Source organism: Streptomyces dengpaensis, from assembly GCF_002946835.1.
Taxonomy (GTDB): Bacteria; Actinomycetota; Actinomycetes; order Streptomycetales; family Streptomycetaceae; genus Streptomyces; species Streptomyces dengpaensis.
Map to the genome: position 1 here is coordinate 6,225,615 of NZ_CP026652.1, position 25,082 is coordinate 6,250,696.

The following is a 25,082-nucleotide window of genomic DNA, read 5'->3' on the forward strand; positions in this document are numbered from 1 at the left end:
CCTGGGTGCGGCCGATCCACCAAGACTTTGAGACGCCGTGGCGCGGTTACGCGCCACGGCGTCGTGATGTCGGGCCGGCCCGGATGGGGAGCGGACGGCGTCAGGCACGCCGCAGCACAACGAGTTCGGCGTCGTGCTCGGCGGTCCACTGCGCGGGCAGGCCGACGGCGGTGAGGTGGCTGCCGGAGTAGCGCTGTTCGCCGTGCCGGTAGACGCTACCGCAGGCGCGGGTGGAAAGTCCGGGCGAGTCGGTGACCCACGAGCTGAGCAGGTGCGGGGCGTTGGCGTGCAGGTAGCCGTACTGGATGGCGAGCCGGTCCAGCGGGCCGGTGTTGTCGCTCGGCCAGAAGATGTCGGCGCGGGCCGCCATGGCGAGGTCGGTACGGGCGCCGCCGCCGGCGCAGGCATCGATCAGCACATGCGGGTGGTCTCGCCGCAGCTGCTCGTAGATTCGGTGCAGGTTGGCGACGCGCGCGCCGTCGAGGTCGACTCGGCCACCCGCGCCGGTCCCCGCCGCCCAGCTTCGGCCCGGCCAGGCGCAGAGGGGCGGGCGACGCCTCCGGGCTGGTTCGGATCGATGGGCCATAGCGCTGTTGCTCTGCCTCGCGGAGGGAGCGGGGTGACGGCGTGCTTGTCTGGTGGGTCGCCCGGGATGGAGGGGCAGAGAGCCACAGGATGCATGCCCATGGGCGGCCGATATATCCGTGCCCGTGTGACGTTGGCTGAACTGAGCTGGCGGGGCAGTGATCGCCGTTCGGAGGCGGTTGTTATCGGCCAGGGGAGAGGTGACCATTTGGGCTGTCGTGCGGCAGCCTGCCATGGAGGCAAGTGCCAGGTGGGCAGGCCTGTGGTGGTCTCAGCCGGGACGTGCTTGCGCATGCGTCACTTCGCTCTCACGTCTGTCCGGTGGGGGCAAGTAGTGCTTCGCATCGCACAGTTGGGATCGTTTGGCAAGACGAGGTGTTTGCGTCAAAGAGTCCTGGCGATCTTGGCCGAGATAGATCGAAGAGAAGACAATATTACAGACGGTCTGCCTGGGGGCTGAGAGGCATCGTCCGAAGGACGTCCCTTGGCATCAGAGCGGGTGCCGGGGCAGTGCGGAGGAGGGGTTGTGCAACGGTACTTCACCAAGCGACGGCATGAGGATCTGCGGCAGGAGGTGCGCGAGTTCACCGAGCGCGAGGTGCGGCCCCGCATACCGGAGATGGAGGCGTCCCGATCCGTAGCGCACGATACTTCCCGGCTCATTGCCCGACAGGGCTGGATCGGCGTCACCATCGGCCGGGCCTATGGCGGCATGGGGGCAGGGCATCTGGCCAAGACGATCATCATTGAGGAACTGGCCCGGGTCAGCGGGGCGATGGGGGCCATGGTGCAGGCCTCCCAGCTGGGCGTAGCCAAGATCATCCACTTTGGCAACGATGTCCAGAAGGAAAAGTGGCTGCCACGTGTCGCCACCGGTGACTGCCTGCCAACCATTGCGACCACGGAGGAAGAGTCCGGCGGGCATGTCCTTGGCATGAGCACGACCGCCGTACGCGACGGTGACGACTACATCCTCAACGGGCACAAAGTCTTTGTGGGCAACTCCCACGTCGGCGACGTTCACGGTGTGGTCGTCCGCACCGGTGAGGGATCGAAGGGACTGTCGGCCTTCCTCGTCGAGGCGGACCGCCCCGGCTTCTCGCTCGCCGAACACAAGCCCGCCATGGGACTGCACGGCTTCAGTTTCGGCAAGCTGATCTTCGACAACTGCCGGATACCCGCAGCGAATCTGCTCGGCGCCGAGGGCCAGGGGCTCGCTGTCGCCTATTCCTCCAGCGTGCTCTACGGCCGGCCCAACTTGACCGCGGTCTCCCTCGGCATCCACCAGGCCGTCGTCGAGGAGACGACCGCCCTGTGCATTGAGCGGGAGCGGTACGGCAGGCCGCTCGGCGAGCTCAGCAACATCAAGCTCAAGCTGGGCCTGATGCAGCACCGCCTGATGACCGCCCGTCTGGCCGCCTACCACGCCGTACATCTTCTGGACCAGGGCGAGCCGTGCGACGCGGAGCTGATGAACGCCAAGTTCCTCAACGTCGAGTCCGCCATCGAGTCGGCCCGCGACAGCATGGACATCCATGCCGCCTCCGGTCTGTTCACCGATCGCCCGGTGGAGCGCTATCTGCGCGACGCCCACCACATCTACGCACCGGCCGGCACGTCCGACATCCAGCTCCTGCGACTGGCCGAAGTTGCGCTCGGTGCGGGCAAGGGCGAGTGGTCCGAGCGTCTGGCAGACCTGGTGCGGACCGGGCCTACGGACCACCGGGAAGAAGACCAGTTGGAGACGGCTGGGGTGTAAAAGAAAGGGGAGCCGCGGACACAGCGTCGTGCGCGCGGCTCCCGCTTCGGATGGAGGGGGCCGTCCGCCGAGAGCGGCGGGGGCTGCCGAGAGCGCCGCCACCCGAGAGTGGCGGCTGCCCGCAGTGGCTCAGATCTGGCCCCGGTCCTCTATTTGATGGAGCCGGTCGACCATCTGCTGTGCCATCGACTTGATGGTCTCCAGGCCCTGCCGGCCCCAGGGCCGGGTGTCTGTGTCGATCACGCAGATCGTGCCCAGGGCGATTCCCGAGTTCCAGTCGATCAGCGGCGCGCCCAGGTATGAGCGGATGCCGATCTCGTCCACGACGGGATTGCCCGCGAACCTTGGGTAGTCGCAGACGTCCTCGAGCACCAGGGCCTTGCGTCGTACGACGACGTGGGGGCACCAGCCGTGATCACGCGCCATGACTCGGCCTGTGCTGGCCTGCGGTTCCAGCTCCACGCCCGGCTGGCCGTCTGCGGGGGTGTAGAGCCCGGCGAAGTACTGGCGGTTCTCATCGATGAAGTTGACCATCGCGTACGGCGCTTCGAGGGTGCGGGCCAGGTTGCGGGCGAAACTGTCGAATTCCGGGATCGGGGCATTCCCGATGCCGAGTTCACGCAGGCGGGCTACTCGGGCCGGTGCGTCCCTGTCCTCGGGTGTCACCAGCATTTGGCTGGTCGGGTCGTATGGCGTGTAGGGAACAGGCGCGGACATGCAGACTCCATTCGACGGCGCTGGGTGTGCGTCAGTGCAGGGGGGTTGGCTCCGCGGGCGTCATGCCGGGAGCAGGGGCGAGCAGGTGCTCTACGAGTGCGATCAGCACTCGGGTGCTGGAGTTGCACTGGCGGGCGTCGCACATCACGACGGGTATCTCGTGCTTGAGGTCGAGGGCGGCGCGTATTTCGTAGGGCTCGTAGTGGTAGGCGCCGTCGAACTGGTTGACGGCCACGATGAAGGCGATGCCGCGTCGTTCGAAGAAGTCGACGGCGGCGAAGCACTGGTCGAGTCTTCGGGTGTCGGCGAGTACCACCGCGCCCAGTGCTCCGTTGGACAGTTCGTCCCACATGAACCAGAACCGTTCCTGTCCGGGTGTGCCGAAGAGGTAGAGGACATGGTCCTGGCTGAGGGTGATGCGGCCGAAGTCCATCGCGACGGTGGTGGTCGTCTTGTCCTCGACGCCCACCAGGCTGTCTGTGCGGGCGCTGACCTGGGTCAGCAGTTCCTCGGTGCTCAGCGGTGCGATTTCGCTGACCGCTCCGACAAAGGTGGTCTTGCCTACCCCGAATCCTCCGGCGATGAGGATCTTCAGGGCAGTGGGGAAGGGGTCGTCAGAGCCGCTTGCGAAGGCCATGCAGCACCGCCTCCAGGAGGTTTCGGTCGGTCAGGGAGGACGCCTCAATGGGGCGGGGCGCGCGCGTGGTGAGCGCTTCATGCCCTACGAGGTCGGAGAGCAGGACTTTGGTGATGACCGCCGGCAGCCGCAAGTGCGCGGCGACCTCGGCCACTGAGATGGGGTGGCCCCCGCACAGGGCGAGGACCTCGTCGTAGTCGGGCCCGAGGTACGTCTTCGGGCGGTTGCCGGTTGCCATCACGAGGGTGAGAAGGTCGAAGTGCGCTGTGGGGCGCGTGCGGCCATTGCTTACGGCGTAGGGCCGGACCAGTCGTCCGGCCTCATCGTCGAGCCACGCTCCGCCCTGCGCGTCCGACATCCTCAGTGCCCCGCAGCACGGGGCGCGCCGGGCGCTGGGTTCCTGGCAGGCGTGGCGAGATACGGGCGGACGCTCTTGACCAGCATGGCCATCTCGTAGCCGAGTACGGCCGCATCGGCCTCGCGGCCGGCGAGGACGGCCAAGCAGGCGCCGGAGCCCGCGGCGGACACGAAGAGCAGGGCGGTGTCCAGTTCCACGACCACCTGGCGTACGTCAGCCCCATCGGCGAAGCGGACGCCGGCGCTGCGGGCGAGCGAATACATGCCGGATGCCAGGGCGGCCATGTGATCGGCTTCGTCTGTTTCGAGCCCGTCGACGGCTTTGGTCAGCCCGTCGGACGAGAGCAGAAGTGCGCTGCGGGTATAGGGGACCCTCTGAACGAGTCCCTGCAGGAGCCAGTCGAGGTTTTGATTCGAACCGGTTCGCGTGTCGCTCACCATGGTGGCGGTCTTTCTCCTCGGGGGGTGAGTACGGGACCTGCGGCCAGCGGAGCTGTCAGCGGGTCTCGTCGGGTACGTCGTCGGCGAGGCTGACTCCTCGCTGGAAGGCGGCCATCAGTCCCGGATCGTGCTCCCCCTGGGGCATGTCCCCCGTCATGCGAGTGGTGGGCGTGTTCCGGAGCTGCGGAGCCAGGTGTTCCTGCGCGCGGCGCTGGGGCAGCGGCGGCCGCCCGATGCGGGGGTCCTCCGTGTCGTACGGCCCGGGGTCGCGGGGTGCGGGGCGTTCGGCAGGCCGTGCGTGCTGCGGTGTCTGCTGTTGCGGTGGGGGCGTTTGTGCGGCCATCTGCTGCGCCTGCCCCATCGACCGCGCCATCGGCTGGGCCGTGTCCAGCGGCGGTGGCACGTACCGCGCCTCGGGTCCCGCCTGCACGGCAGGACGCTGCGGTGAGGCAGGCTGAACGGGCCGGGGTGCGGCCGCGGCCGCATGGTGCGGCGCCTCGTCCGGCTCGTCACCGAGGAGCCCGCGCGGGAGGACCAGGACCGCCTGGATGCCGCCGTAGATGTTGCCCTGAAGGCGGACTGCGATGCCGTGGCGGCGGGCCAGCGCGGAGACCACGTACAGGCCGATACGGCCGTCCGCGAGCAACTTGCTGATGTCGATGCTGTCGGGGTAGGCGAGCAGGGAGTTGATCCGGTCCTGCTCTTCCTGGGACAGGCCCAGGCCGCGGTCCTCGACCTCGATGGCCAGTCCGGCGGTCACCCGCTGGGCGCGCAGCAGTACTTGGGTGTTCGGGTCGGAGAAGCCGGTGGCGTTCTCGACGAGCTCGGCCAGCAGGTGGATGACGTCGGCGACCGCGTGGCCGCGCAGCGTCCCTTCGAGTGGCGGGACGAGTTTGACGCGGGAGTAGTGCTCGACTTCGGCGATCGAAGACCGCAGCACCTCCATCATCGTCACCGGCTTGGTCCACTGGCGGCGCGAGGCAGATCCGCCGAGGACGGCGACGTTCTCCGCGTGACGGCGGATACGGGTTGCCAGGTGGTCGACCTGGAAGAGGCCCTTGAGGAGTTCCGGGTCCTCGACCTCGTTCTCGAGCCTGTCGAGCATGCTGATCTGGCGGTGGACGAGAGACTGCAGGCGCCGGGCGAGGTTGACGAAGACCTCGATGCTCTCCTCGTTGTCCGAGGCGGTGCCCTGGGCGAGCTGCGCGGCGTGTGCGATGGCCGCCTGTGCCTGCAGATGGCTGATCGTGAGCTCGTAGGCGAGACGGCTGAAGGGGTCATTCGTGGGCGGTGCGGGCTGCGCGAAAAGAGGCTGCTCCACCAGCTCGCCCCGCTCCAGCCGCAGCACCATGTTCTGCAGGTCGGTCACGCCCTGGGCAACGGTGCGGCGCAGGGATGTGTGGCGTTCCGTTATTCGCTTGGCGGCGACGGAGGCGGCGCGTGCGGCGAAGAACAGAACACTGCAGCCGAGCACGGCGCCACCGGCAAGAACGCCGAAGGTGGTGGCGTCCGCCGTGCCGGCCTGAGCCTGCAGAACGAAGACGACCACCGCGGCCGCGAGCACTGCCATGAGGGCTGCGGGAAGGACCGCGAGGCGTACCGTCCGGAAGCGGGTGGCCAGATCTGTCGCCTCATCTTGCGTCGGTGGCCTGCCGTGCCTGCTTCGTGCCGAGCCCGCAGCGGTCGTCCGACCGGTTTCCGGGCGCGCTGCATATGTCGGGGATTCAGACAATGGGAGTCCTCTCGATCAGCCCGGGGGTACACAGGTACGCCGCCGACTAACCGTCAACTCGGGTACACGATCGGACAGTTAACAGCGGGCGCCACCCTACGCCACCCTCATGAATGTGTCGTAGTCACATCAGGGAGGGGTTCGCCACAAAGAGGGTGTCTTGATCTGCAGAAACGATCCCTCCGCAGTTCTCGAGAAGGGACACCGCTCTCATCACACGGAGCGCCTACGCCACCAACAGACCCAATTGCGACGTGCTGCAATAAGCCGGAAAAACCGTGCCGCCACGTCGAACCCAAGACACGAACAGCTCGCTGCGCAGCGACTCGTCGCGCTTCCGCGGAATGCGTTGAATACGAGCTGTGTCCGGACATCGGCCGGGACATCCGCCGCCGGATGGCGGACGGGCCCGCCGGACGGATCCGGCGGGCCCTGCACTGCTGACCTCGGCTACTTGAGGAGGTAGGCCTTGATCACGGTCTGCTTGAAGGAGTTGCCTGCGGCGTCCTTGACATATGTGCGCAGCGAGACCGATCCGGCCGAGGAGCGCTGGGGGTGGTTCACGGTCACGGTGCGCTCCGTTCCGGAGCCCTTGACCGTGGCCGCGTGCCAGGTCTTGCCCTCGTCGTAGGAGACCTCGGTGGTGAAGGTGCGGACGGGCACCTCGGCAGCGCCGGGAACACGCTGGATCAGGACCGGGATGTCGAGGCTGCGCCCGGCCTTCGCCCGGTTCCACTCGTCCAGCTCCGGCGACATGCGCACCGCGTACAGCGGCAGCGCCTGCCGTGCAGCCGGGGTCTGCGACCGGAACCGCCACTCGGCCCGCAGGTGGGTGGAGACGGAACTGGCGGGAGCCAGGTCGCGGTCCTGCTCCAGCGTCAGGCGGTAGTCGGCGGGTGCGGCGTCGTCAGGCACCGCGGCGTAGCCGTAGAGGTACGGGACGGGTTCGCCGTTGCGCGACAGCTCCCACTTCGGCTCACTGCTGGTCGACGTCCCGGCCACCAGGTCCAGGCCGCCGTTGGCGGCGTCCTGGATGCCGAACCACATGTCGCCGCCCTCGCGGTAGACGGCCATCTCCTCCGGCGAGAAGCCGACTGCCTGGACCCCCTGGTTCCAGCGCTCCTCGACGGCCCCGGCCTTGTAGCCGTGGATAGTGCTGAGGTAGCTCTGCCCGCGCGGGCCGTTCGGGTCGAAGATGTTCCACTGGTCGAAGGCGGTCGCCCAGCGCAGGCCGTCCGCCGCCGAGAAGTAGTCGACCCGCCGGTTCGGAACCGGGAGTCCGTCCATCCTCTGCGAGGTGAACCGGACGTTGTCGACGTACATGTAGATGAAGCGTGACGCGGTGGTCCCCGGGGCGGTGGCGGCGAACGTGGTGGTCACCGCGGCCAGTTCCGACTTTCGGGGATGGTAGCCGGGATCGGCGGGGATGGCGCCGTGCACCGGCCGGGTGAGGTAGTAGGCGGACGAGGGGTTCCCGCCGTCGGCGGCAGGCTCGCCCCAGATGGAGCTGACCATGTAGGTGAACTTCGAGTCCTTGTACCGCGCCGTCGGCGTGGCGTACAGGCCCTCGATGTGGTCGTCGCCGACCGCGTTGTTCATGGTGACGGAGAGGAGCTCGTCGGACAGGCTGATGGTGCCGATCTCGGTCGAGATGATGCGTGCCGAGCGGCTGGGGGCCGAGATCGTGACGGGCTTCGCCGTCCGGGCGTCGATGGTGATCTCCCGGTCTGCGGTCGTCACGGCCTTGGGCGCGCCGACCACGATGCCCTCGGTGAAGTCGGCGTCGAAGAAGAAGCCGCTCACGGAGTAGGTGTCGTTCGGCAGCCGGAACACGGTGCTGCCCTTGCCGAGCAGTTCCTGCTCGTAGGTCTTGCCATCGGCCGAGTTGACGAGGAGGTAGGCGTAGTCGGGGGCCGCGCCCGAGCGGTTCTTCATGGTGATGCGGAGGTCGTGGGACGGCTGCTCGAGGTCCATGCCGAACGGGACGCGCACCGAGACCCGCCCGTCCGTGGTGGCCGCCGTCACCGCGCCGCTGTAGGCGGCGTAGGGCGTGGTGGCCTCCGGGGTCACGGTGAGGGTGACGTCCGCCGTTCCGTGCGCCGGCACGGTGACCGTGTCGGCGCTGAACCGGAAGAGGCCCTCGGGGGCGGGCTCGTCCAGTATGCCGCGGCTCGCGGTGTGCTTCAGGTGGAGGACGACCGGCTCGCTGCCCGGGTTGCGGTAGGTGATCGTCTTGCTCACCGGCGGCTGCTTGCCGTCGGTCCAGCGGATCAGCCCGAAGTCCAGCCCGGCAGTCCCGGCGGTGACCTCCTGGTCGACCGCCCGGGCGACGTCGACGCGCCCGGCGCCCTGGTAGTAGGCGCCGTGCTCCTTGGCGCCGGTCGCCGACTCCATCAGCCGGCGCTTGACCTGCTCGGGGGTCCAGTCGGGGTGCTGCTGGAACAGGATGGCGGCGGCGCCGGCCATGTGCGGCGTGGCCATCGAGGTGCCGCTCATCGCCACGTAGCCGTCGTCGGCGGTGGTGCCGCCCGCCATGGCGGCGACGACGTTCACGCCGGGGGCGATGATGTCCGGCTTGAGGCCGGAGTCGCCCACCCGCGGCCCGACCGAGCTGAAGGCGGCGCGGTCGTCGTCGGCCTCGGCGGCGCCGACGGCCAGCGCCCGGTCGGCGGAGGCGGGCGAGGAGACCCTGCTGCTGGAGCCGTTGTTGCCGGCCGCGGCCACGACCAGGGCGCCGTAGTCACGGGTGACGGTGTCGACCATGGCCTCGACGGCGTCGGTCTCCGGCGTGTCCGTGTCGCCCAGGCTGAGGTTGATCACCTTGGCGCCGTGCTGGGCGGCCCAGGCCAGTCCCTCGATGATGTCGGAGTTGTCGCAGTTGCCGTCCGCGGTGCAGACCTTGCCGGACAGGATCCGCGCGCCGGGTGCCACACCCTTGTACCGGCCGCCGGAGGCCGCGCCGGAACCGGCGATGGTCGAGGTCACATGGGTGCCGTGTCCCATGAGGTCGTCGGTGTTCGGCTCGGTGGTGAAGTTCGCCGCCTCGGCGATGAGGCCCTTGAGGTCCGGATGGTTCGGGTCGTAACCGGTGTCGAGCACCGCGACCTTGACGTCCTCGCCCTTGTAGCCCTTCTCCCAGGCCTGGGGCGCGCCGATGCGCGACACCGTCTGGTCGAGCTGGACCTTGGCGCGGCCGTCGAGCCAGACCCGGCGTACGCCGGAGCCGAAGGACGTGGCACCCGCCTTGGCGGGGGCGATGTTCTCCCAGAACTCCGCGGCGCCCTTGCGTTGTTCGCTGAGGGTCGCGAAGGAAGTACCGGGGATGGTGTCGACCTTGTCGGCGCCGGCCGCCGTGAGGCGGCGCTCGGCGGTGTCCGCGTCACCCGTGTACTGGACGATCAGCGGCAGGCCCGGCTGCTCCTGGTACTTCTCCTTGACCAGGGCCGAAACGTTGAACAGGGCCTTGTCGAGGCGGTCCGCCGCGAGCAGGGGAAGCGCGTCGACGGGTATGACCATCCAGTCGCGACCGTCCTGACGCTTGATGAACTTGACGTGATCCCGGCCCGTGGCGGGCTCGACCGAGACGCTCTGCTTGCCCGACGGGTCCTTCGTCAGCGTGACCCGGTCACCCGTGATCAGGGTAATCCGGTGGTGAGTGATCCCCGGTGACCCGGCCGTTGTGTCCCGCACGGCGACGTCGGCCCGCTTGCTGTCCTGCGCGATGCCCAGAGCGGCACCAGGGGTGGCGGTCAGGCCGGCCAGCAGCGCCACGACCGCGGCGGCCGCCACATGCTGCGGCCGGGGTTGGTGGGCCCTGGGCCGCCACCTGTTATTCATGTGTCTCATGAGGAGACAGCGTGGGCGCCAGCGACGGTTGTAGTCTGCACCTTCCGCTGTCCAACAAGTGCCAAGTCACTTTTGCGCCACGGCTAGTTATTCGTAAGGTGACCCACGTTTGCGGGTGGAGCCGACATCGATGAACGCCTTCTCGCCGGAGCCGGGCAGCAGCGGGGTGTGCGGCCAGTTCACCGAGGAACTTCCGGTGCACCGCGTGCAGTTGGATGGCATGGCCATGGGTGAACCTGCGCAGGAACGTGCCCAGGGTGGACGGGGCATGGACCTCTCGGAATACGGCCGGCATCGCACCGTGGCGCAGTATGTTGAGGTCGTCGATGCTGTCCGCCCCTGCGGCCATGCCGCCCACGATGCTGGTGACCTTGGCGTCTGCCGCTGGAGAGAGTGGGAGGCGGACGCCGCAACGGGAGTTCCTGGAGGCGGCGGATGAAGTGCTGGGCACCGGTGGGCTGTTGAAGGCCACGCTCGAGGAAACGCGTGTGGATCAAGAGCACCTACAGCGGAGGCGAAGGCGGCGAATGCCTGGAGGTCGCCTCAGCTCCCCGTACCGTCCACGTCCGCGACTCCAAGGTCCCCGCCCGCGCCCAGCTGGCCTTCCCCGCCTCGGAGTGGGCCGCGTTCGTGCGGTTCGCCGCCGAACGCTGACCCTTCCACGAAGGAATCCCGACGGCTCAGGTCGTAGAAGTAGAGGCGTAGGGCAACTGCGCGGAGGTCAGAGCGCGTCCACGGCGCTCACCTTCCACCCGTCGGATGTGCGGGTCAGTGTCATCCGTACCCGGTTCAGGTCCACGCGGGAGCCCGGGACCTGGGTGCTGGTGGTCACCTGGTTGATGAAGAGGAGGACTACGGCGCGGTCTGGCGAGGCCGAGGTCACGGAGGCTGCCGGGGCGCCGTCGGTGGGGTGGGCCACCGTGGCCTTCACCACCCCGTGGTATTTCCTGGCCGTCGGGCCGACCACCGTAGACGTGGTCTTGCGGTACTCGTCGTGGAAGTGGCCGGTGAGCCGGGCGCGTGCGGCGGTGAAGTCGCGGTTCAGGTGCCGGTAGTCGTACGACAGCACGACGGGCGCCGCCTGGCGTGCGGCCGCGAGCGCCTGCCCCCGTGCCTGTTCGGCCCGAACGCCCTCCCGGTAGCGCCACCCGAGCACGGCCGCCGCGACCAGGCCCGCCACGAGCAGGACGCACAGGACCGCGGTGAGCAGCCGCCGGTGCCGGGCGCGCCCCCTCGCCTTGCCGGGGCCGGGCTCGGTCTCCTCCAGCGGCGGGTCCTCCTCGAAGTACTCCTGCGAGGGCTCGGGCGGGTCGTCCCAGCCGCCGTCCGGGGCCTCGATGAGCAGGGTGCGTCCGGCGGCCGACGCCTCGGGGCGCCTCGGGGCCTTCTCGTCGGTGGCCGCCGGGCCCGCTTCGCGGTGGCCGCGTTCCGCGCGCTTGGCCGCAGCCCGTGCGGCCGCGGTCATGGTGCGGCGGGCGGGGGAGGCGGCGGCGCGGCCTCGGGACGACGTCGGATTCGCCATGGGTTACTCCTTACCGATGGGGGCTTGTCAGCCGACGAACTCGACGTCGGAGGTCAGCCAGCGGCCGTCCCGGTACACCAGGTCGAGCTGCAGTCGATAGGTGCGCGCCTCGCCCTTCGGCACCGCGGTGTTGGTCACCTTGCTGTCAGCGACCACCAGGACGCGGGCCGAGTCCTCGTCGGAGCGGACGATGCCCGCGTCGAGGACCTGGCCCTCGGAGACCGACTTGTTCTGGGCGACCAGCCGCGTCAGCTCCTCCGTCTGCGCGGCGAACTGCTTCTCGAAGTCGCCGGTCGCGCCCTTGAGCACATTCGCGCTGTCCCGGTCGTAGCGCCGGTAGTCGAGCGAGGTGAAGTTCAGCGCCGACTGGCGAGCCGCGGCCAGGACGTCCTGGCGCCGCTGCTCCGCCTCGCGCTGCTCGTAGAGCCCGAGGCTCAGCCAGATCGTCAGCACGGTGGTGAGGACGGTCGCCACGACGAGCCCCACCGACCAGGCTCTGCCCGACCAGGCCCTGCCCATGGCCCTGCTCATGCCATCGGTCCTACGAGCAGCCATTGCCACGACTCCTTTCCGAATACGGCCTGCTGGCCGCCCGTCGAGCCGATCTCGACGGGCCTTCCGTCCGGGCCGGTCGCGGTGCCGGTCTCCGGGTCGTACGGCGTGACGTACGCCGCCTGGTTCGCGCCGCCCGAAGTGGTGGCTGATGCGCCGGGGGCGTTCTGCGCGCCCCGTACCGACGTCTTGCTTCCGCGCGGGGCCGTGCAGCGCGCGTCGGTGTTCGCCTCGCGCGTGCTGGTGTCCGAGGGGTCGCGCCGTGTCGTCCCGTACCCCTGGGTGCACGACGGCGGGTCGTCGGCGTTCACCACCAGCCCGAAGTGAGTGGTGCCGTCGCCCGGGACGACCGTGTAGCTGCCCGCGACCAGCGCAGGGAAGGTGACCAGGGCCTGCTCCACGCCGGGGAGGCGGGCCAGCGTGACCTGGCCGCCGCTGATCAGGTTGGCGAGCAGGACCGACAGCTGCGGACCAGTGGACTTCAGCAGCGAGTTCACCTGATGAGCGGCCGGTGCCGCGTTGCCGATCAGCTTGCGCAGGTCCCCGTCGCTCGACTTCAGCTGTGCGCTGAGCGCCGCCAGGTCGTGCGCGAACGACTTGATGGACGAGCCCTGGTCGGCCTGTGTCTTGAGGACCCTCCGCGCGTCCTCGATGAGCGAGATCGTCTGGGGCAGCGAGTCGGACGCCGACTCGACGAGCGCGTTGCCCGAGTCCACCAGCCGGCTCAGGTTCGGTCCGGTACCGGAGAAGGCCTTGCCCAGCTCGTCGACGGTGACCCGCAGATCGTCCTTTCCGACCGAGTTCACCAGCCGGTCCAGGCTGAGGACCAGGTCCGTCGCGGGCAGCGGCACGCGGGTGCTGCCGCGCGGGATGGAGCTGCCGTCGAGCAGATAGGGGCCCTGCGACGTGCGCGGCTGCAGATCGACGTACTGCTCGCCCACCGCGGAACGGTTCGCCACGACGGCGAGGGTGTCCGCCGGGATGCGCGGCGTCCCGTCGTCGATGTCGAGGGAGACCGAGACCCCGTCGGATCCGGTCAGCCTGAGCGCGCCGACGCGGCCCACCGGCACCCCGCGGTAAGTGACTTCGGCGCCGGGGAAGATGCCCCCGGAGTCGGCGAAGTCCGCCCGCACGGTGTAGCCACGGCCCAGGACCTCGTCCACCAGGCCGGTGTACTCGGCGCCCACGTACGACACCCCGACCGCGGTGACGGTGGCGAAGGCGAGCAACTGGGCCTTGACCGTACGGGTGATCACGGCTGAACCCCCTTCAGCATCAGCTCCGCGAGCGCGAGATTGATCCCCTCGGGAAGCTCTCCCCGGGCGGTGTAGCTACTGGCGCACACCGGCGGGCACAGCGGACCGCCGCCGCCCGACGGGGCCGACGGCACCGAGGGGGACGACGGCAGGCTCGGCGTGCTCGGCAGCGGCGTGGGCGTCGGGACACCCGGCAGGTCCGGCAGGTCAGGAAGGTCCGGCAGTTCGGGGACTCCGGGCTCCGGGGAATCGCCGTTCCCCTTGCCGGGCTTGCCGGAATCGCCCGGCTCGCCCGTCACGTTCCCGTAGATGCCGGCCAGGTCGAGATCCGCGGTGATGTCGAGGTTGACGTAGTCGCCCTTGACGGCGTCCACCGCGTTGCGCGGGAACGGGTAGGTGGTCAGCAGCTCCAGGGAGTTGGGCAGGTCGTCGCCCGCCTTGTTCAGCTGCTGCAGGATCGGCCGCAGCTGTCTGAGGTTCGCGACCGTGTCGTCGTGCGAGGCGTTGACCACTTTGGTTCCCGTCTTGCCCAGCTTCGACAGGGCGGTGAGCATCTGCGTCAGGTCGCGCCGCTGGTCGGCGAGGACCTTCAGGGCGGGTGGCATCGTGTCGACGGCCTGGGCGATCGTCTTCTTCTCCTTTCCGAACCGCCCCGCGAGCCGGTCGACGGCCTTGAGGGCGCGCACGATGTCCGCGCGCTGGTCGTCCAGACCGCCGATGAACGTGTTCAGCTCCTTGAGGAGCGACCTGACCCGGTCCTCCCGGCCGTCCAGAGCCTTGTTCAGCTCCACGGTGATGGTCTTGAGCTGGGCCACTCCGCCGCCGTTGAGGAGTGCGGACAGCGCGGACAGCACCTCCTCGATCTCCGGGTTGCGGCCGCTGCGGGAGAGCGGGATGCGGTCGCCGTCGCCGAGCCGGCCCACCGGGGCCGTGCCGGGCGGGGCGGAGAGCGCGACGTACTTCTCGCCGAGCAGGCTGGTCTGCCGCAGTTCGGCGACCGCGTTGGCGGGCAGCTTCACCGAGTCGGCGATCCGCAGCCGTACGCGCGCGTGCCAGCCGTCCAGTTCCACCTTCTCGACCGCGCCCACGGTGACGTTGTTGACCTTCACCGACGACTGCGGCACCAGGTCGAGGACGTCGCGGAAGTCGACGGTGACGTGGTACGCGTCGCCGTCCGCGGCGGCTCCGCCGGGCAGCTGCACGTCGTACCAGCCGTTGAACTCGCAGCCGGACAGCAGCATTGCGCCGACCGCCGCCCAGACGACCGCCCCGCCCCTGCGCCGTACGCTCATGCGCTCGCCCCCAGAATGCCGCCGAGCGTCCGGTCGACCGTGCCCGTCACCGCGGAGCCCCGCGGCACCTTCGGCAGGGAGTCGAAGAGCTCCCTCAATTCGCGGCAGTCGGTCTCGTCCCCGGTCGTCTTCAGCACGGAGCACAGCAACGAGGCCGGATCCTGCGGCTGGTCGGGGTTGTTGCGGGTGTCGAGGGTGCCCGCGGACGGGTTGTAGGCGTTGTTCAGGTTCGACAGACCCGTGGGGGCGACCTCCAACAGCTCCTCCAGCGCGGCCCGTTGGGTGACAAGCACCTTGGTCACCTTGCTCAGGCCCTGTACGTCCGAGGCGAGCGCCGTCTTGTTGTTCTTCACGAAGGCGGACACGTCGCCGAGCGCCGTCCCCAGGTTCTTGAGCGCGGCCGCGAGGTCCTTGCGCTCGCCCGCGAGCTGCTCGGCGACCTTGGCGAGGCTGGTGTTGAACGACCGCACGCTCTTGTCGTCGGCGGCCAGCGCCGCCGTGAACACCTGCAGGTTCCGGACCGTGCCGAAGAGGTCCGTGCGGCCGTCGGACAGTGTGGTGACGGCCAGCGAGAGGTCCTCGACCGTCTGATTGAGGTTCTCGCCCTGGCCTTCGAGGGTGTCCGCGCTCACCCCGAGAAGCCGCGACAGCGAGCCGTCCTTGTTGGCACCCTGGGGGCCGAGCGCGTCGGCCGTCGTGTGCAGACTGTCGAAAACGCGGTCCAGCTCGACGGGCACGGCCGTCCGCGTCTCGGGGATGACGTCACCGCCGCGCATCGCCGGACCGTCGCGGTAGACCGGCAGCAACTGCACGTAACGGTCGCTGACCACCGAGGAGTTGATGATCGCCGCCTTGGCGTCGGCCGGGACCTTGCGGCCTGCGTCGTACGCCAGCTCCACCCGCACCCGGTCGCCCTCCGGCGTGATCTTCTCGACCTCGCCGATCCTGACGCCGAGGACGCGGACGTCCGAGCCGGGGTAGATACCGACGGTGCGCGGGAAGTACGCGGTGATGTGCACGGACTCGGAGCGCGGCCACAGCGCGTAGGTGAGCGCGGCGACGAGGGCGAGTACGGTGACCACGGCCACGCGCTTCTTCAGGTTCTTCACCACGTGTCTCTTGAGGTTGTTCATCGCGCGCCTTTTCGGGTTGTTCACTCCGTGCCTCCCGTCCGCGGCGCCACCGGAGCGGGAACGACCAGGTTCTGGACGTAGCTGTCGAACCAGCGGCCGTTGCCGAGGGTGTTGGTGAAGACCCGGACGTACGGCGCGAGCAGCTGGACGCTCCGGTCGAGGCTCGACTGATTCCGTTCGAGCATCCACACCACGCGGTTCAGGCCATCGAGCGCGGGCCCGATCTCCTTGTTGTTGTCCTCGACCAGGCCGGACAGCTCGATGCCGAGCGCGGCGGAGCTCTTCAGCAGCTTGTGGATCGCCTTGCGCCGCTTGCTGATCTCCTTGAAGAGTTTGTCGCCGTCCTTGACCAGCGCGGTGAAGTCCTCGGAGTGGTCGGCCAGTACGCCCGTGACGCCGTTCGCGTGGTCGAGGAGTTCGCCCAGTGCCTTGTCACGCGAGGCGACCGTCCGGGAGATCTTCGACAGGCCCTTGATGGACGCCCGTACCTCGGGGGGCGAGTCCTGGAAGGTGGTGGAGATGGTGTCCAGGGCCTTCGCCACCTGGTCGGTGTCGACCTTCTCGGTCGTCGTGGTGAGATCGCTGAACGCCTGCACGACGTCGTACGCCGGAACCGTCCGCTTCAGCGGTATCTCACTGCCGGGCTGCAACTGGCCGGGCCCCCGCGGGTGCAGCGCGAGGTACTTCGCGCCGAGGACGGTCTTGACCCGGATCGACGCGCCGGTGTCGGTGCCGAACCCCGGATCGCCCTTGATCTTGAAGGTGACCTTCACGTGGTCACCGTCGAGATCGACGTCCTTGACCTTGCCGACCTTGACCCCGGCGATTCGCACCTCGTCGCCGGGCCGCAGGCCGCCCGCCTCCGAGAAGGCCGCGCTGTACGTCGTCCCGTCGCCGATCAGCGGCAGGCTGTCGGCGTTGAACGCGGCCACGGTCAGCAGCGCGAGCGTGGTGAGGCCGGCGGCTCCGGTCACCACAGGGTTGCGGTCGCGGAACGGCTTCAGGCGCGGGCGGCGTATCCGTATGCGGGGCAGCTTCGGCGGGTCGATGCGGACTTTCACCAGCGGTTCCGGGCGGTGGGGGCGCGGTGCCCGGCGCGGAAGCAGCCGTATCGTCGGGAGCTTCGGCGGGTCGATGCGGACTTTCACCAGCGGTTCCGGGCGGCGGGGGCGCGGTGCCCGGCGCGGAAGCAGCCGTATCGTCGGGAGCTTCGGCGGGTCGATGCGCACCTTGACCAGCGGTTCCGGCCGGCGCGTGCGGGAGCGCTTCATCATGCGCCGCACCTCGCCCTCGCCACATGCAGCTCCGGTGTGAGCACCTGCTTCGTCTTCGGCAGCACGATCCGGCCGTCGAAGTCGCAGAGGTAGAAGTTGAACCACGAGCCGTAGGACGCCGTCCCGGTCAGCTCGCCCAGCTTGTTCGGCAGCCGCTTCAGCACGCCCTCCACGGTCTTCTCGTTCTTGTTCAGCGTTCCGGTGAGATCGGTCAGCTCGGCGATGTCGCCCTTCAGGGGCGGACGCGCGTCCTTCAGCAGGCCCGACGTGGCCTCCGTCAGATCGCCGATGCTGACCAGCGAGTCCCCGATGGGCTTGCGGTCGGCGGCCAGACCCGAGATCACCCGGCGCAGCTGCTTGAGCAGCCCGGAGAAGCGGGCGCCGCGCTTGTCCAGCGTCTCCAGCACGGTGTTGAGGTTGTCGATCACCGAACCGATCAGCTCGTCGCGGCCGGCCAGCGTCGTGGTGAGCGAAGCCGTGTGCGCGAGCAGGCTGTTGACGGTGCCGCCCTCGCCCTGGAGAGTCCGGATGATCTCGGTGGCGAGCTGGTTGACGTCCTTCGGGCTGAGCGCGGCGAACAGCGGCTTGAAGCCGTTCAGCAGCGCGTTGAGGTCCAGCGCGGGCTGCGTGCGCGACAGCGGGATCGTGGCGCCTGGCTTCAGCCGGGTGCCGTCTCCCGCGCCCTCGGTCAGGGCGACGTAACGCTGTCCGACCAGGTTCCGGTAGCGGATGACCGCGCCGGTGCCGCTGCCCAGCGGACGGTCCACGCCGACCGTGAAGGTGACCTCCGCCAGCGTCCGGTCCTTGATCCGGATGCCCTCGACCTCGCCGACCCGCACCCCGGCCACCCGGATGTCGTCGCCCTCCTCCAGGCCCGTCACATCGCTGAACACCGCGCGATACGTGTGCTCGGGGGTGAGGGAGATGTTCACGATGGTGGCGGCGAGCAGGGCCGTCGCCAGGATCGTCACCAGCGCGAAGAGGCTGAACTTGATCAGCGGGGCGGCGGCCTGACGGGCTCCTGACGTCCTCATGCGACGCTCACCGCCGTTCCGCGCGCCATCGGTCCGAACAGCAGGGTCGCGACCGGCGGCACCTCGTCGGCGGGGACGCCCAGGACGGGCGCCACGAGCGAGCCGACGGCGCGTTGCTCGGTCCGGGTTGCGGAGACGCCGGCCGGACCGGTCGGACTCCCCTTCTTCGAGCCGTCGTCGAGTTGGACGTCGGGTGCGGGCACCGGAGGGTGGGGCAGGTCACGGCAGTTGGGCCCCGACCGGTCGCCGTAGCGGGGATACTCACCGGGTTCGTACGCCCCCTGCTGGCGCACGACTTCGAGCGTGATGTGCATCTTGCCGTCCCGGAACGCCTCCTCGGAGGCCTGTTCCTGGCGGACCAGGCCGGCGAGGAGGCAGGGGTACTCGGGCGAGTAACGGGCGAAGAGTTCGAGCGTGGGGCGGGAGACCCGGCCCAGGGTGATCAGCCGGCCGCCGTTCGCGTCGAGGAAGTCGTCCGCGGTGCCGGCGACGGTGGCCGTCGTGGCGAGGGCGGCCGCGAGCCGGTCCCGCTGCTCGACCAGGGTGCGGCTGGTGGTGACGGTGTTGCGCAGGATCTCCATCAGGTCGGGAGCCGCGTCGCCGTACACCTCGGCGACATCGGCCAGGCGTGCGAAGTCCTCGGTGAGGGACGGCAGATGGGGATTGAGCCGGTGCAGATAGTCCTCCACGCGGGTGAGGTTGTCGCCGATCCGGTCGCCGCGCCCTTCGAGGGCGGTGGCGAACGCGGAGAGCGTGGCGTTGAGCTCGCCGGGCCGCACGGTCCGCAGCAGCGGCAGCAGGTCGTTCATCAGCCGCTGGAGCTCGATGCCGACGCGGGTACGGTCCTGGGTGATCACGTCTCCGGCGCGGATGGGCCGAGCCGAGCGGGGCGCGGGCGCGACCAGGTCGACGTACTTCTCGCCGAACAGCGTCTTGGGCAGCAGGCGCGCGTGCACGTCGGACGGGATGGACGCGACGTGCTCCGGCTTGAGTGCGATGTCGAGCGTCGCCTTCGTCCCGTCGGCGTGCACCGCGCGCACCTCGCCGACCAGCAGCCCGCGCAGCTTGACGTCGGCCCGCGGATCGAGCTGGCTGCCGAGGCTGTCGGCTTCCAGCGTGATCCGCACGGCCGGGGTGAACACCTGCTGGTACACGGCGACGGACAGGGACAGCAGCAACGCGAGCACGGCGACGAACACGACGCCGTACAACCGCAGTCTCAGCACCCTCACCCGGCTCACCCCGCAATCCGTACGGTCGTGTTGGCGCCCCAGATCGCGAGCGACAGGAAGAAGTCCAGGACGTTGATCGCGACGATCGAGGTGCGCACGGCGCGGCCCACGGCCACGCCGACGCCCGCCGGGCCGCCGCTCGCGTAGTAGCCGTAGAAGCAGTGCACCAGGATGATCAGGACGGCGAAGACGAGCACCTTCCCGAAGGACCACAGCACGTCGACCGGCGGCAGATACTGCTGGAAGTAGTGGTCGTAGGTGCCCGCCGACTGCCCGTAGTAGCCGGTGGTGATGGTGCGGGCGGCGAGGTACGAGGACAGCAGCCCGACCACGTACAGCGGAATCACCGCGACGAAACCGGCGATCATCCGGGTGGTCACCAGGAACGGCAGCGAGGGCACGCCCATGACTTCGAGCGCGTCGGTCTCCTCGCTGATCCGCATCGCGCCGAGCTGCGCGGTGAACCCGGCGCCGACGGTCGCGGACAGGGCGAGCCCGGCCACCAGCGGGGCGATCTCCCGGGTGTTGAAGTACGCCGACAGGAACGCCACGAAGTTGGAGGTGCCGAGCTGGTTGAGTGCGGCGTACCCCTGGAGCCCCACTTCCGTGCCGGTGAAGAACGACAGGAAGGCGATGACGCCGACCGTGCCGCCCACGACGGCGAGGGCGCCGCGCCCGAAGCTCACCTCGGCGAGCAGCCGCAGGATCTCCTTCTTGTAGCGGCGCAGGGTGCGGCCCGTCCATGCGAGTGAGCGCCCGTAGAAGGAGAGTTGGGCGCCCAGCTCCTCCAGACGATTCAGCAGCGCCATGCCTCAACCCCTCTGTGGGACGACCTGGAAGTACACCGCGGTCATCACGAAGTTCGTCACGAACAGCACCATGAAGGTGATCACCACCGACTGGTTCACGGCGTCGCCCACCCCCTTCGGGCCGCCCTTCGCGGTCAGTCCCTTGTACGAGGCGACGATCGCGGCGATCGCCCCGAACACCAGCGCCTTGATCTCCGCCGCCCACAGGTCGGACAGCTGGGCCAGGGTGGTGAAGGAGGCGAGATAGGCGCCCGGAGTGCCGTTCTGCAGGACGACGTTGAAGAAATAGCCGCCCGCGACGCCGACCACCGACACCAGGCCGTTGAGCAGCACCGCCACCACCATCGACGCCAGGACCCGCGGGACGACCAGCCGGTGGATGGGGTCGATGCCCAGCACCTGCATCGCGTCGATCTCCTCGCGGATCTTCCGCGCCCCGAGGTCCGCGCAGATCGCCGTGCCGCCGGCGCCCGCGATCAGCAGGGCGGTGACGATCGGCGAGGCCTCCCGCAGCACCGCGAGGACCGAGGCGGCCCCGGCGAAGGACTGGGCGCCGAGCTGCCGGGTCAGGCTGCCGATCTGTAGCGCGATGACCGCGCCGAAGGGGATGGACACGAGGGCCGTCGGCAGGATCGTGACACTCGCGACGAACCAGGCCTGCTGGATGAACTCCCGCGCCTGGAACGGCCGTCGGGGTATGGTCCGGACGACGTCCAGGGCCATGGCGAAGAGATTCCCCGAGTGCCTGAGCGCCCCCGTCGGTGACAGGCTCATGCGTCCGCCACCTCCTCCCGGTGCAGCTCGGCCTCCCGTCTCGCGATCGCCTCCCAGCGGGGCGGGCGGGTGATGCCTGGCCCCGGCAGCAGACGGGGGGTCAGCGCCTGACTGCCGGGAGTTCTCGCGTGCGCTCCGTCGCCGAGCCGGGCCAGCTCCCGCTCGACCTGCGCGGCGTCCTTCTCCTCGGCCATCCCGATCGGGCCCTGCATCCGGCCGTTCAGGAACTGCCGTACGACGGGCTCGTCGCTGGTCAGCAGCTTCTCGCGGGGCCCGAACATGACCAGCTCGCGCCGGAACAACAGCCCGATGTTGTCCGGCACCTGGCGGGCCGAGGCGATGTCGTGCGTGACGATCAGGAAGGTCGCGTCGATCTGTGCGTTGAGGTCGACGATCAGCTGGTTGAGATAGGCGACGCGCACGGGGTCGAGGCCGGAGTCGGGTTCGTCGAAGAGGATGATCTCGGGGTCGAGGACCAGAGCCCGGGCGAGACCGGCCCGCTTGCGCATCCCGCCGGAGATCTCGCCGGGCAGCTTCCCCTCCGAACCGATCAGCCCGACCATGTCCATTTTCTCCAGCACGATGTGCCGGATCTGACTCTCGGACTTGCGGGTGTGCTCGCGCAGCGGGAAGGCGATGTTGTCGTACAGATTCATCGAGCCGAACAGCGCACCGTCCTGGAACAGCACCCCGAACAGCTTCCGGACCTCGTACAGCTCGTGCTCACGCAGCATGGTGACGTCCCGGCCCGCGACCTTCACGGAACCGCGGTCCGGCTTCAGCAGTCCGACGAGCGTCTTGAGGAACACCGACTTGCCCGTGCCCGAAGGGCCGAGCATGACCGAGACCTGTCCGGCGGGCAGCGTCAGCGAGACGTCCTGCCAGATGACCTGGTGACCGAAGGACTTGGTCAGCCCTTCCACACAGATCTCGACACCCATCCGGTTCACCCTTCGGCCGTGGAGCAGCTCCGACATCTGCTCTACGGGGAGAGGCGGGGCGTCCGTCGCGACGGAGGCGGATTTTTTCCGGCGGGTCTTCGCAGGGGCCTTTTCCGGCGGTTCTACGGCAGCGCGGGCGGGGTCGGTACGCCGACCGGGGCGGAAGCCTCCGGGAGGGCCGGAAGCGCCGTCGGGGCCGTGGGCGAGGCCGGCATATCGGGGAGGCCGGACACGCTCGGCAGGCCGGACACGCCGGGGACGTCGGGGACGGACGGCACCGGTGACAACGAGGCGTCCGGCAGCGGCGGCACCGGCAGCGGCGGCACCGGCAGCGGTGGCAGCGACCGGTCGTGATCGCCGGGCGGCACCGTCGGCGTCGCTCCGTGAGACGGCGAAGCGGCCGACAGATCACGGGCGTTCGGGGTGGCTGCCCGGCCGCCGCCGTCAGGGCGGTCGGTCCGCGTGGTCTCCTGGGCCATACGGGACACGGAGGGACGGGGAGCCGTGCCCCGGCCGTCCCCGTCGTGGACGTACGGCACCACGAACCCCGCCACCACCAGGGTCGCGGCCGTCGAGCTCACCGCCACGGCCTGCGCGTGCCCGCCCGCGCGCAGCTTGCCGCGCCCCCACAGGAACAGGGCCAGGCCCAGCGTTCCGGCCAGCGAGTCGCGCAGCGTGCGGCGCGCCCGGGCGAGCAACGACTCGACGGTCCGGTAGCTCAGCCCCATGCGCACGGCGACCTGGCCGACGTCGAGGTCCTCGGACTTCAGCCGGAGCGCCTCGGCCTGACGCGCGGGCAGCTCCCCACTGCGCACGGCCAGCCACCTGGCCTCGGCCCGGTCGCACACCGCCTCCTCGACGGGCACCGGACCCGGCGCGGTGAGCGTAGGGCTGCGGTGCACCTCGGCCTCACGGTTGACCTGACGGTACCGGTCGACGCACAGCCGCATGGTCACGGTCGTCAGCCAGCCGCCGAGGCGCTCGTCGTCCAGGTCGGGGCGCTCCGCGGCGCGCAGCATCGCCTCGTGCACCGCGTCCTCGGCGTCCTCCATGCTCATCGACCTGCGCCGGGCCACCTTGAGCAACTGCTCGCGGTGGCTCCACATGCGATGCCAACGGTCGTGGGCTGCCTGTATCTCCGCAGGCATAGCTGGCATGTCCGGCAGATCCGTAGCCATGAGGCCCCTTCGCGCTCACCCGCCGGTCTCGTGCGTCCGGCGGGTGGCGACATTACCGCCCGGTATCCACGGTTGTGGAGGGGGAGGAGGCCATCGAGTCCACACCGTTGCGGGCTGGCGGACCGCCGCTGGGGAGCAGGTCGTCACCGGGCAGCAGGTCGTCGCCGGGCAGTTCGATGCCCGGGCCGGGCGCGGGGAGCTGGGGCTCCTCCGTCTCCTTGGCCCCGCCCGCCGGACGGGACCTCGTGGGGGTCGGTGAGGCAGGCGCGGACGGTGCCGGGGAGGGGGCGGCGCTCGGACGGGTGGAGGGTTTCGGCGTGGCCGGCGGCTGCGACGGCTCGGGGTGCGCCGAGGACCTCGCGGGGTTGTCCGGCACCACCCGGTGCCCTTGCAGGTAGTACGCGTACCAGGCCCTGACCGTGCGCAGATACGCCTTCGAGTGGTTGTAGCCGAGGATCGCCCGGTCCAGGTCGGCCGGGTCGGAGAGGTCCCGTCCGCCCGCGCACAGGTAGCGTCCGGCGGCGAGCGCCGCGTCGAAGATGTTGTCCGGGTCGGCCCGCCCGTCGCCGTTGCCGTCCGTGCCCCAGCGGGCCCAGGTCGACGGGATGAACTGCATCGGTCCCACCGCCCGGTCATAGGCTGCGTCCCCGTCGTACGCGCCGCCGTCGGTGTCCCGTATGACGGCGAAGTCGCCGCCGTCCAGCCGAGGCCCGAGGATCGGCGCCACGGTCCTGCCGTCCGCCGTCACCCGGCCGCCCCGCGCCTGCCCGGACTCCACCTGGCCGATCGCGGCAAGCAACTGCCACCGCAGCCGGCAGCCGGGCGCGGTGCGCGCGAGCTCCGCCTCGGCGCGCTGGTAGGCGGCGAACACGCTCGCCGGCAGGGCGGCGCCCGCGACCGATGTCCCGCCCTCGCGTTTCCGGGTCCGCAGCGGCGGGAGGCCGGTGCGGTACGGGCTGTCGCCCGACACGCTCGGCCCGTGCTCGGCCGGCGCCTCCCGCAGGGGTAGGGAGGCCTGTGCCGGGACCGCCCCCGGCGCCTGTGACGCGGTCAACGCGGCCATCGCCGCCACGACCGCCGCACCCCTGACGCCTCTGACTCTGTGCCCTGCCACGTCGCGTTCCCCTCCCTGTGGGCCGATGTCGTCTGCTCTACGGGGCAGGGCGGCGGGTCCGTCGCGCGAAGCGCGGCCAATTCGGGAGGGGCGCACGCGCCTCCGGGTCCCGCCTTGACCGCGAAGATCGACGCGCCGAAGTCCACTCCCGAGGGCGTCGCGGCGCAAGCCCTCGACGGCATCGGGTCCGGTGCCTTCGAAGTCCTCGCCGACGACCTCACCCGGCAGGTCAAGGCCGGGCTCTCCGCCGATCCGGGCGTGCTGTACCCGCAGTTGGCCGCGTAGCCGATTCCGCAGTACGTGGAGCAGCTCGCGCCCGGTCCGGGGGAAGCCGGCACGCCGCGCGAGCGCATCCTGGGCGTCTTTGAGCGGCTGGAGAAGGCTGCGGCGCTGCCCGAGTTCCGCGGCTGCCCCCTTCCTCGCTGTGCTGGTCGAGCTGAAGGACCCCGAGCAACCCCGGCGTGGATGGCCCCTTTGTTCTCCTGACGCCCAAGGGAAAGCCGCAGGTCGGCTACCTGGAGGTGCAAGGAGCCAGCCACTTGATCACAGACCCGGAAGAAGTGCGTATGCCGGCCGCGCGGTATGGAGCTATCCGTGGGCAGGCACTCACGCCGGGCGAGTCCCTTGCTCTGATGGTCGAACTGTTGGGAGAGCGATGAGCACGGATAACACCTCGCCCGAACTCGCCTGGTTCAAGAGCAGCTACAGCGGTGGTGAGGGCGGCGAGTGCCTGGAGGTCGCCACAACTCCCGTGACCGTCCACGTCCGTGACTCCAAGTCCCCCGCCCGAGCCCAACTCGCCTTCCCCACCACGGAGTGGGCCGCGTTCGTACGGTTCGCCTCCGGACGCTGACGGTCGGGTCTGCGTGATGTCCGGGTGTGGACTGAGGTACCCGA

The 25,082-nt window shown here is 69.8% G+C and carries 24 protein-coding genes and 2 pseudogenes; 5 read left to right on the top strand and 21 right to left on the bottom strand.

The window, feature by feature from the left end; all coding sequences use genetic code 11:
• Positions 1 to 100: 100 nt before the first annotated feature.
• Positions 101 to 586 (bottom strand): alpha-galactosidase, encoded by a 486-nt coding sequence (locus C4B68_RS43595; RefSeq protein WP_306511207.1) that lies wholly within the window; start codon positions 584 to 586, stop codon positions 101 to 103.
• A 525-nt stretch (positions 587 to 1,111) separates the two neighbouring features.
• Between C4B68_RS43595 and C4B68_RS28690 the strand changes: the two genes are divergently transcribed.
• Positions 1,112 to 2,344, top strand: a complete 1,233-nt coding sequence (locus tag C4B68_RS28690) for an acyl-CoA dehydrogenase family protein (protein WP_099500812.1) — start codon at positions 1,112 to 1,114, stop codon at positions 2,342 to 2,344.
• Positions 2,345 to 2,473: 129 nt separating this feature from the next.
• On the opposite strand, the gene C4B68_RS28695 is transcribed toward C4B68_RS28690, so the two are convergent.
• The 7 genes and pseudogenes from C4B68_RS28695 to C4B68_RS43600 form a co-directional block, all read right to left on the bottom strand.
• Positions 2,474 to 3,061, bottom strand: a complete 588-nt coding sequence (locus C4B68_RS28695; protein WP_099500813.1) for a GAF domain-containing protein — start codon at positions 3,059 to 3,061, stop codon at positions 2,474 to 2,476.
• 31 nt (positions 3,062 to 3,092) lie between these two features.
• Positions 3,093 to 3,698 (bottom strand): GTP-binding protein, encoded by a 606-nt coding sequence (locus C4B68_RS28700; RefSeq protein WP_099500814.1) that lies wholly within the window; start codon positions 3,696 to 3,698, stop codon positions 3,093 to 3,095.
• Positions 3,676 to 4,056: a DUF742 domain-containing protein gene (locus C4B68_RS28705; RefSeq protein WP_099500815.1), complete on the bottom strand. Its 381-nt coding sequence runs from the start codon at positions 4,054 to 4,056 to the stop codon at positions 3,676 to 3,678. The genes C4B68_RS28700 and C4B68_RS28705 overlap by 23 nt, the downstream gene beginning before the upstream one ends.
• Positions 4,057 to 4,058: 2 nt before the next feature.
• Complete coding sequence (locus C4B68_RS28710; RefSeq protein WP_099500816.1) at positions 4,059 to 4,496, bottom strand: roadblock/LC7 domain-containing protein; 438 nt, start codon at positions 4,494 to 4,496, stop codon at positions 4,059 to 4,061.
• A gap of 55 nt (positions 4,497 to 4,551) precedes the next feature.
• Positions 4,552 to 6,066, bottom strand: a complete 1,515-nt coding sequence (locus C4B68_RS28715; RefSeq protein WP_099500817.1) for a sensor histidine kinase — start codon at positions 6,064 to 6,066, stop codon at positions 4,552 to 4,554.
• Between the two features lie 612 nt (positions 6,067 to 6,678).
• Positions 6,679 to 10,074, bottom strand: coding sequence for a S8 family peptidase (locus C4B68_RS28720; protein WP_099500818.1), 3,396 nt, complete (start codon positions 10,072 to 10,074; stop codon positions 6,679 to 6,681).
• Between the two features lie 172 nt (positions 10,075 to 10,246).
• Positions 10,247 to 10,456: pseudogene (locus C4B68_RS43600) on the bottom strand (IS1380 family transposase); the annotation flags it as partial.
• A 104-nt stretch (positions 10,457 to 10,560) separates the two neighbouring features.
• Here C4B68_RS43600 and C4B68_RS28725 point away from each other — a divergent pair.
• Positions 10,561 to 10,728 (top strand): DUF397 domain-containing protein, encoded by a 168-nt coding sequence (locus C4B68_RS28725; protein ID WP_099500819.1) that lies wholly within the window; start codon positions 10,561 to 10,563, stop codon positions 10,726 to 10,728.
• 67 nt (positions 10,729 to 10,795) lie between these two features.
• Here the strand turns inward: C4B68_RS28725 and C4B68_RS28730 are convergent, their stop codons facing one another.
• From C4B68_RS28730 to C4B68_RS28790, 13 genes are all read right to left on the bottom strand, one after another.
• Positions 10,796 to 11,596 carry a hypothetical protein gene (locus C4B68_RS28730; protein WP_099500820.1) on the bottom strand — a complete coding sequence of 267 codons (801 nt, stop codon included), beginning with the start codon at positions 11,594 to 11,596 and terminating at the stop codon, positions 10,796 to 10,798.
• Between the two features lie 27 nt (positions 11,597 to 11,623).
• Positions 11,624 to 12,127, bottom strand: coding sequence for a hypothetical protein (locus tag C4B68_RS28735; protein ID WP_099500821.1), 504 nt, complete (start codon positions 12,125 to 12,127; stop codon positions 11,624 to 11,626).
• Positions 12,124 to 13,404, bottom strand: a complete 1,281-nt coding sequence (locus C4B68_RS28740) for an MCE family protein (protein ID WP_099500822.1) — start codon at positions 13,402 to 13,404, stop codon at positions 12,124 to 12,126. The genes C4B68_RS28735 and C4B68_RS28740 overlap by 4 nt, the downstream gene beginning before the upstream one ends.
• Positions 13,401 to 14,696 (bottom strand): MCE family protein, encoded by a 1,296-nt coding sequence (locus C4B68_RS28745; RefSeq protein WP_099500823.1) that lies wholly within the window; start codon positions 14,694 to 14,696, stop codon positions 13,401 to 13,403. The genes C4B68_RS28740 and C4B68_RS28745 overlap by 4 nt, the downstream gene beginning before the upstream one ends.
• On the bottom strand, positions 14,693 to 15,829 hold the full coding sequence (locus C4B68_RS28750) for an MCE family protein (protein WP_180289215.1): 1,137 nt from the start codon (positions 15,827 to 15,829) through the stop codon (positions 14,693 to 14,695). The genes C4B68_RS28745 and C4B68_RS28750 overlap by 4 nt, the downstream gene beginning before the upstream one ends.
• Positions 15,830 to 15,849: 20 nt before the next feature.
• Entirely contained in the window at positions 15,850 to 16,833 is a 984-nt protein-coding gene (locus C4B68_RS28755; protein ID WP_099501135.1) for an MCE family protein, read from the bottom strand.
• A 266-nt stretch (positions 16,834 to 17,099) separates the two neighbouring features.
• Positions 17,100 to 18,137: an MCE family protein gene (locus C4B68_RS28760; protein WP_099500824.1), complete on the bottom strand. Its 1,038-nt coding sequence runs from the start codon at positions 18,135 to 18,137 to the stop codon at positions 17,100 to 17,102.
• Positions 18,134 to 19,369, bottom strand: coding sequence for an MCE family protein (locus C4B68_RS28765; RefSeq protein WP_099501137.1), 1,236 nt, complete (start codon positions 19,367 to 19,369; stop codon positions 18,134 to 18,136). The genes C4B68_RS28760 and C4B68_RS28765 overlap by 4 nt, the downstream gene beginning before the upstream one ends.
• A gap of 5 nt (positions 19,370 to 19,374) precedes the next feature.
• Positions 19,375 to 20,178 carry an MlaE family ABC transporter permease gene (locus tag C4B68_RS28770; RefSeq protein WP_099500825.1) on the bottom strand — a complete coding sequence of 268 codons (804 nt, stop codon included), beginning with the start codon at positions 20,176 to 20,178 and terminating at the stop codon, positions 19,375 to 19,377.
• A 3-nt stretch (positions 20,179 to 20,181) separates the two neighbouring features.
• On the bottom strand, positions 20,182 to 20,952 hold the full coding sequence (locus C4B68_RS28775) for an MlaE family ABC transporter permease (protein WP_099500826.1): 771 nt from the start codon (positions 20,950 to 20,952) through the stop codon (positions 20,182 to 20,184).
• Positions 20,949 to 21,893 carry an ABC transporter ATP-binding protein gene (locus C4B68_RS28780; RefSeq protein ID WP_099501139.1) on the bottom strand — a complete coding sequence of 315 codons (945 nt, stop codon included), beginning with the start codon at positions 21,891 to 21,893 and terminating at the stop codon, positions 20,949 to 20,951. Before C4B68_RS28780 ends, C4B68_RS28775 begins: the two co-directional genes overlap by 4 nt.
• A 122-nt stretch (positions 21,894 to 22,015) precedes the next feature.
• Complete coding sequence (locus C4B68_RS28785) at positions 22,016 to 23,041, bottom strand: RNA polymerase sigma factor (protein WP_240634515.1); 1,026 nt, start codon at positions 23,039 to 23,041, stop codon at positions 22,016 to 22,018.
• Between the two features lie 82 nt (positions 23,042 to 23,123).
• Entirely contained in the window at positions 23,124 to 24,185 is a 1,062-nt protein-coding gene (locus C4B68_RS28790; RefSeq protein ID WP_099500828.1) for a lytic transglycosylase domain-containing protein, read from the bottom strand.
• 114 nt (positions 24,186 to 24,299) lie between these two features.
• Here C4B68_RS28790 and C4B68_RS28795 point away from each other — a divergent pair.
• The 3 genes and pseudogenes from C4B68_RS28795 to C4B68_RS28810 form a co-directional block, all read left to right on the top strand.
• Positions 24,300 to 24,470: pseudogene (locus C4B68_RS28795) on the top strand (short-chain dehydrogenase); the annotation flags it as partial.
• A 176-nt stretch (positions 24,471 to 24,646) separates the two neighbouring features.
• Entirely contained in the window at positions 24,647 to 24,844 is a 198-nt protein-coding gene (locus C4B68_RS43615) for a Scr1 family TA system antitoxin-like transcriptional regulator (RefSeq protein ID WP_306511213.1), read from the top strand.
• On the top strand, positions 24,841 to 25,038 hold the full coding sequence (locus tag C4B68_RS28810) for a DUF397 domain-containing protein (protein WP_099501140.1): 198 nt from the start codon (positions 24,841 to 24,843) through the stop codon (positions 25,036 to 25,038). The genes C4B68_RS43615 and C4B68_RS28810 overlap by 4 nt, the downstream gene beginning before the upstream one ends.
• The last annotated feature ends 44 nt before the right edge of the window (positions 25,039 to 25,082 follow it).